The organism is Rathayibacter sp. PhB151, from assembly GCF_004366415.1.
Lineage (GTDB): Bacteria > Actinomycetota > Actinomycetes > Actinomycetales > Microbacteriaceae > Rathayibacter > Rathayibacter festucae.
In genome coordinates, this window is record NZ_SOEN01000005.1 from 1 (window position 1) to 1,564 (window position 1,564).

The following is a 1,564-nucleotide window of genomic DNA, read 5'->3' on the forward strand; positions in this document are numbered from 1 at the left end:
CGTATCGAGCGGCGAAGCCGCTTCGCGTCTCGGTGGTGAGGGAAAACTGCTTGTGGCTGGGCGGGTGTGGTTCGAAGATGGTGGTGTCGTGGTCGACGTCGCAAGGTCTTAGTGTTTCGAGCCTGGTATCGAGCGTGACGTGGAGGGCTCTGTCACGGGTGCCGTGGATTGATGCAGCCGAGCATGTGAAAGGTGTTCGGTGAGCTCGACTAGGAGATTCCTGATCTGTTGTTTCGGTCCTCCCCGCGACTCGGTCGCTTCAGCCGGAGCGATCACGGATGAGGTTGAGGGCGGAGAAGATCGTGGACATTGTTCATGAGCGGGCGGCTGGAATGGATATCTCCAAGACCGACGCGAAGGTCTGTGTGCGTGTCCCGTCGCTGCGACAGGGTTTCTTCACGAAGACCGTGACGACCTATGGTGCGACGACAAACGAGGTTCTGCGTTTGCGGGCCGATCTTGAAGTCGCGGGCGTGACGGTTGTGGTGATGGAGGCGACCGGTGATTATTGGAAGCCGTTCTTCTTCGTTCTCGCTGAAACACTGAATGTGGAATTGGTGAATGCGAAGCAGGCTAGAAACATTCCGGGTCGCAAAACTGATGTCTCTGATGCGACCTGGCTGGCAGAACTCGCCGCTCACGGTCTTCTGCGGGCGTCGTTCGTTCCGCCCGAGCCCGTGCGGGAGTTGCGCGATCTGACGCGTGCGCGAACGAACCTCACCGAGGAGCGCACGCGGGAGTTCTCGCGGATGGAGAAAGGGCTGGAAGCATCCGGGATCAAACTTTCGTCGGTCGTGTCGACGCTGGCTACCGTGTCCTCCCGGCGAATTCTGGACGCGCTCGTCGCAGGAGAACGAGACCCGAGAGTGCTGGCGGGCCTCGCCCACGTGTCGATGGTGAAGAAGTCAGCTCAACTCGTCGAAGCGCTGACAGGCCGCTTCAACGACCACCACGCTTTCATGGTGCGGCTGCATCTAGGGCGCATCGACCACATCGAATCGACGATCGCGGAGATCGACGCGCGGATCGAGGACATCATTGGCCCTTTTCGGATAGCCCGGGAATTGCTGGCCACGATCCCCGGGATATCAGAAGCCACCGCGATTAAGATACTCGCTGAGATCGGCACCGACATGAGCGCCTTCCCCACTTCGGGTCATCTCGCGTCTTGGGCGGGAGTATGCCCGGGGCAGAACGAGTCCGCGGGGCGCGTGAAATCTACCGCCACACGCCCCGGGAACCGGCACTTGAAGGCGGCGCTCGGGATCGCCGCACTCTCAGTCTCTCGCTCGAAAACGACCTATCTCGCCGTAAAGTATCGACGGATCCGTTCCCGGACCGGAGCGTTGAAAGCAGTGGTCGCGCTAGAACACACGCTTCTCGTCATCATCTGGAACATGCTCAAGAACGGCGTCGCCTACGAAGAACTAGGCCCTGACCACTATGCCCAGAAGAACCCCGACAGAACCCGAAACAAGGCCCTCAACCAGCTGAAATCCCTCGGCTACGACGTCCAACTCACACCACGAGCCGCGGCCTGAGGTCACCATGTTTTCCTAGGAGA

At 60.1% G+C, this 1,564-nt stretch carries 1 protein-coding gene; it reads left to right on the forward strand.

What is annotated here, in order from left to right; genetic code table 11:
* Positions 1–302 precede the first annotated feature (302 nt).
* Positions 303–1,541, forward strand: coding sequence for an IS110 family transposase (locus tag EDF35_RS00580; RefSeq protein WP_132438520.1), 1,239 nt, complete (start codon positions 303–305; stop codon positions 1,539–1,541).
* Positions 1,542–1,564 lie beyond the last annotated feature (23 nt).